Source organism: Chitinophaga sp., from assembly GCF_036566945.1.
Taxonomy (GTDB): domain Bacteria; phylum Bacteroidota; class Bacteroidia; order Chitinophagales; family Chitinophagaceae; genus Chitinophaga.
This window is the reverse complement of the sequence record NZ_DATCVJ010000192.1, coordinates 1-5,741: the sequence shown is the minus strand read 5'-3', so window position 1 is coordinate 5,741 and position 5,741 is coordinate 1. Positions and strand designations below refer to the sequence as shown.

Genomic DNA, 5,741 nt, shown 5'->3' with positions numbered 1-5,741 from the left:
TTTAGGTTCGAGGGTATATACCAGCCATCCGCTCACTTCGTTATTAGCCCTGTGAAATTCTTTCTTGGCCATGTAGCTGTAGTCATTGAAGCTACGTTCGTAGTAATAGAGATCATTGCCGGGTACCAGCGATGGTGTGGCGGCCGATTCTGAAAACATTTGCCGGTTGAGCGTAGACAGGCTAACGTTATCTGAAGGAAACAGGGAGACGCCGTTTTCATCGTAAGCATAAATGTTTACGCGGAAGCGGCTGAGGTAACCCTGAAAATAGGTTTGCAGGAGCAGGCTGTCGAATTTGGCTTTGCGTTGTTCCCTCATGCTGGCATCCTGGAAAAAATATTGAATCCTTTCATCGTGTTCAATTTTTTTCCCGATATCATTCAGCAACATTTCCAGGTAAGGATCTTTTTGTCTGGACAGGTCTTCCGCCAGCTTTTGGCGGGCCAGCAGTTCCTTGTGGTTGTTATAATGCACCAATGCACCGGAGGTAGTAATGGTGAGCAGGAAGAGCCAGAAAAGAAATGGGACAGTTGCCATACTGCTTTCGAAGCGATCGGCCAGGAAATCGAGCAGCACAATATATACCAGCAGCCAGGCGACCATAGAAATAGAAAACGGCAGTTCGGGATTGTGTACGCGGAAGAGCAACCAGATCACTCCTACTGCCCCGAGCCAGATGTATTTGGTACGGTATTGAAAATTGGTGAGCTCATTGAGCAGGTAGTTAATGATCTGGGAGAAGAATAAAAAGCTGAACGAGATAAAGCCCAGGACCACAAAACCGATGACACTGTACTCCGTAATGCTGAAGGAGTTGGTGACATCGAAAGAGATCTTGGAATCTATTACGAGTGATTGAATGAGGTCTGCCAGGAATTGCTCCACGATGTAAAGAATAAGGCTGGCGATGATGATCACGACGCTTTGTGCCCATCTTTTCCTGAGTACCGGCGGATTAATTGTTTTTACGTGTTCCCGGAAAAAGAGGATCATCCAGAAAGTGAGTAGTACGTTAATCAGCAGGTCGCCCAGGGAGTAAAAGATTTCATCTTTTGCGTAGATCCTGGGATCAAAGATATTGAGTTCTTTCAGGTTAAACGGAAACGGGTATACGTAGCTGAGTACCCTGAGCCCGAATACGATGAGGAACAGGAACAGGAAGCCGTATAGCGGGTTTGTTGTTTTGGCCAGCAGTGTGGCAAAGAGATTAAGAAAGATCAGCACGCAGATGCAGCCCATTACGCGCAGTAATACGCTCAGGTTATTGGGTGGATGTACGTGCATGCCACTGTTATAGTCGAGATAAAACAGCGTATCCCCATTACCGTTATTCACTGCAAAAACCGTATGTTCCGGCTGCATTAAACGGGGTTGGTCCGTTAAGATGCCGTACTCCTCGCCCAGTTCTTCTTTATGATAGAAGTGATTAACGAGGTAGTTATTTTTGATAGCGTATTCCAGTCGTACAGGAATTACGCCCAGCAGGTATTGTGCGTGACCGGCGGCAGATCTCACTTTGCGGGTGATCACTTCATAATACCCGTTTTTCAGTTTCATGAAGCGGGAGCCGTCTTCCAGGGTTGTTTGCAGTTCTTCTGGTTTTACCTGGCTGGTGTTCCAGAAGGTAAGCCAGATGCCGGAGCTACCGGAATCGTATGCAAAGAGATAGTATTCAAGGCTGGTGAGCTTGTCGAGCGTATGCTGGGTATAGCTGCGCTGAAAAAGTGACGTAGAGAGGGCGGTATCTTTCGCGAGTTTCTGGAAATCCTTTTCGCGTTGCTGGATACTTTTTTCCATGCTACGTTTCACGCCTTGCGGCGAGGAGTAGTAGGACCAGTAGTTACTGAACAAAAAGGCGAAGGTAAACAACCAGGCCGCGATGATCAGGAGATAGCCATGTCGCAGGAAAAAAAGTCGTATTTCTTTAGTATCGATCAATGCGATGTGGTTATGAAAAAATTTATAATTGCTCTGTGGTTTTCACTTGATTCCAGAGTGTATCCATTTCCGTTAAGTTCATGTCATTGAGTGTGCGGCCTTGTTGCAATGCCAATACTTCCATGGCCTGAAAGCGGCGTTGGAATTTTTTATTGGTGCGTTCGAGTGCATTTTCCGCATCTATATCCAGGAAGCGGGAGTAGTTGACGAGGGAGAACATGACATCGCCGAATTCATCTTCCATGGCGTCTTTATTGCCACTGTTCACGGCTTCTTCCAGTTCATTGACTTCTTCCTTTACCTTATCCCATACCTGGCTGGTATTATCCCATTCAAAGCCGGTTTGTTTGGCTTTTTCCTGGAGGCGCATGGCTTTTACCAGGGCGGGGAGTGAGAGGGGAACGCCGCTGAGGACGGAGGTTTTACCTTCTTTCAGCTTGAGTTTCTCCCAGTTTTGTTTTACCTGTTCTTCTGTATCCGCTTTCACATCTCCATAAATATGCGGGTGACGGTGGATCAGTTTATCACATACGCCGTTGATGACATCGTTGATATCGAATTTTTGTTGTTCTGCGCCTATTTTGGCATAAAACACAATATGCAGGAGGATATCGCCCAGTTCTTCCTTAATGGACTTCCAGTCTTCGTCGGTAATGGCATCTGCCAGCTCATATGTTTCCTCGATGGTGAGCTGCCGGAGCGTCTGGATGGTTTGCTTGCGGTCCCAGGGGCATTTTTCCCTTAAATCGTCCATGATCTGGAGGAGGCGATCGAATGTAGCTGTCTTTTCCATATTTTGTAAAAATAGGGATCATTTTTTAGCTTTTGGCCATTAGCTTTTAGCTTTTGGCAAATGCGGCGGATGGTCCTGGCTACATTTGCTGAAAGCTAAAAGCTGATGGCTAAAAGCTACTGTAAAATTGGGGAATTCTTTTTCTTGGTAAAAAGCCCATTTTAGTTACATTTGCGAGCTATAAAATTGTAGTGATTTCATGGTTTTGAGGTAGTGGAATTTTGTTGTGGCAGTGGATCAATTGCGATAATATCTTTCCGGAAAATCTTGAAATCAAAAGATCCCAAAAATGTATTGATTTATGAATCCGAAACACATTGCGCTTATTTCATCGGAGTTAGGTATTTCCGGCAAGCAGGCAGAAAATACCATGGCCCTGTTATCTGAAGGATCTACGGTACCCTTTATCAGTCGTTACCGGAAGGAGGTAACGGGTAGTTTGGATGAGGTGCAGATAGGTCGAATTGAAGACTTGCAGAAGCGTTACAAGGAAGTGGATGATCGTCGCGAATTTATTATCAAAACGATTACAGAGCAGGAGAAAATGACCCCTGAGTTGCTGGCTAAAATAGAGCAGACATGGGTGCTGGCGGAGTTGGAAGACATTTATCTTCCTTATAAGCCTAAGCGTAAAACACGTGCTACCGTGGCTATTGAGAAAGGACTCGAGCCATTGGCGAAGCTGTTGTTTGAGCAGCAGGATACTGATACTGCCACTGCGGAAACATTTATCAATGAGCAGGTAGCTACATCAGAAGAGGCATTGAAAGGTGCGCGGGATATCATTGCGGAGTGGATCAATGAGAATGCGGAATGCCGTGATAAGTTGCGTAAACTATTTACCAATACCGGCAAGCTCACTTCTAAAGTAGTGGAAGGAAAAGAAGCAGAAGGCGATAAATATAAAGACTATTTCGAGTTTACGGAAGATCTGCGTGAGGTGCCATCCCACCGGGTGCTGGCGATATTACGTGCAGAGCATGAAGGTATTTTGTTCAGTTCCATTGCACCGGTAGAGGAAGATGCCAATGCTTTGATACAAAAGCAATTTGTAACGGGCAAAGGCAAGGCGGCAGAGCAGGTAACGAAGGCTGCGGCAGATGCTTACAAGCGTTTATTGCGTCCGTCTCTGGAGAATGAGTTCAGGGCAGTAGCGAAAGAAAAGGCCGATGCAGAAGCCATTGAGGTATTTGCGGAAAACCTGCGTCAGTTGTTGCTGGCAGCACCACTCGGCCCTAAGGGTGTAATTGCCATTGATCCGGGATATAGAACGGGTTGTAAAATAGTGGCATTGGATAACCAGGGTAATATGCTGGCCAATGATGTTATTTACCCGTTGGAAAAGAATTACAAAAGAGATGATGCAGAAGCTTTACTGAAGAAGTGGGCGGATAAATATGACACCGAAGCTATTGCGGTAGGTAATGGTACAGCGGGTCGTGAAACAGAAGAATTTGTGAAGAAGCTGGACTTTGGCAGAAAGATCAATGTGTTCATGGTGAATGAAAGCGGAGCATCCGTTTATTCCGCATCAGAAGTGGCGCGTGAAGAATTCCCCGATCATGATGTAACGGTTCGTGGTGCTATTTCCATTGGCCGCCGCCTGATAGATCCGCTGGCAGAGTTGGTGAAGATTGATCCGAAGGCGATTGGTGTGGGACAATACCAGCATGATGTAAGCCAGTCTTCCCTGAAGCAGAGCCTGGACCGTGTAGTGGTAAGCTGTGTAAACAACGTAGGTGTAAACCTGAATACGGCCTCCAAGCATTTGCTGGCTTATATTTCCGGTTTGGGTCCATCCCTGGCGGAGAACATTGTAAAATACCGTAAAGAAAACGGTGCTTTCAGCAACCGTATGCAGTTGAAGAAAGTGCATCGTTTGGGAGATAAAGCGTTTGAACAGTGTGCGGGCTTCCTTCGTATTGAAAATGGTGATAATCCGCTGGACAATTCTGCGGTGCATCCGGAGCGTTATGATCTGATCAGGGAAATGGCGGCGAAGCAACATTGCACTGTGCCTGATCTGATTGGCAAGGAAGAACTGCGTAAACTCATCAATGCAAAGGATTATGTAAGTCCGGAAGTAGGTTTACTTACGCTGGAAGATATCCTGAAAGAGCTGGCCAAACCCAGTCGTGATCCCCGTGATGAGATTTCCATATTTGAATATGCCGAAGGCATTCATAAAATGGAGGATGTAAAACCAGGGATGGTGTTACCGGGTGTGGTAACGAACATTACGGCCTTTGGCGCCTTCGTGGATATAGGTGTTAAGCAGGATGGACTGGTGCATATTTCCCATCTCTCCAATAAATTTATCAGTAACCCCAATGAGGCGGTAAAGCTGAATCAGAAGGTACAGGTAACGGTATTGGAAATAGATGTAGCGCGTAAGCGAATTTCCTTATCGATGAAAGATCATGAAAAAGGTGGTGGCGGTGGCCAGCAGCAACAGCAGCAGGGACCACGCAAAGCAGAGCCACGTAAGGAAGTACGCAAGGATAAGCCAGCGGCGAAAGAAGCGCCATTGAATGATTTCCAGGCGAAGCTGGCGGCGTTGAAGAATAAGTTTGATAATTAATTGGATGGGGAGCGCGCCTTCGGCGCTTGTCTTTAGCAGGATTAGCATGATGAATCATGATTTTTCTGATTTCCCTACCTTTTGTTGTTTAATATTCCGGGGAGATAAAAGCGCAAATCGCTTTTATCTCCCCGTTTTTTTTTAAAATCTTACAAAATCATAAAAACAAAAATCCGGAAAATCATCTTCATCAGTATAATCCTGATGCAGGCGCCGAAGGCGCAATTACCGTTCAAACTTCTGCATCCATTGCAGAAATTTTTCCGGATAATCGGTATCTCCTTTTTCGCTGAAGAGCATGAGGTTTCTGTTGACCGTAAAGCCGAGATAGATAATATCTCGGTCCATATCTATGGCGATGACGGCTTCATCATAGCCGGATTTGCCGGGCATATAGCCTTCGTTAAAGAGGATTTTATTTTCTACTTC

Annotated in this window: 4 protein-coding genes; 1 reads left to right on the top strand and 3 read right to left on the bottom strand. The window is 45.8% G+C overall.

Translation table 11 applies throughout. From position 1 onward, the window contains the following. Both VIP81_RS05385 and mazG read right to left on the bottom strand, forming a co-directional pair. On the bottom strand, positions 1–1,938 hold a 1,938-nt coding region (locus VIP81_RS05385; RefSeq protein WP_331957447.1), incomplete at its 3' end, for a hypothetical protein. A 22-nt stretch (positions 1,939–1,960) separates the two neighbouring features. Beyond that, on the bottom strand, positions 1,961–2,731 hold the full coding sequence (gene mazG / locus VIP81_RS05380; protein WP_331957446.1) for a nucleoside triphosphate pyrophosphohydrolase: 771 nt from the start codon (positions 2,729–2,731) through the stop codon (positions 1,961–1,963). Between the two features lie 301 nt (positions 2,732–3,032). Between mazG and VIP81_RS05375 the strand changes: the two genes are divergently transcribed. Continuing rightward, positions 3,033–5,312, top strand: coding sequence for a Tex family protein (locus VIP81_RS05375; protein WP_331957445.1), 2,280 nt, complete (start codon positions 3,033–3,035; stop codon positions 5,310–5,312). A 225-nt stretch (positions 5,313–5,537) separates the two neighbouring features. On the opposite strand, the gene VIP81_RS05370 is transcribed toward VIP81_RS05375, so the two are convergent. Continuing rightward, positions 5,538–5,741, bottom strand: a 204-nt coding sequence (locus VIP81_RS05370) for a hypothetical protein (RefSeq protein ID WP_331957444.1), incomplete at its 5' end; no start/stop codon positions are given.

Excerpts from the sequence above, each read along its gene's own strand:
- mazG (WP_331957446.1), bottom strand. The coding sequence starts at position 2,731 with ATGGAAAAGACAGCTACATTCGATCGCCTCCTCCAGATCATGGACGAT.
- VIP81_RS05375 (WP_331957445.1), top strand. The coding sequence starts at position 3,033 with ATGAATCCGAAACACATTGCGCTTATTTCATCGGAGTTAGGTATTTCC.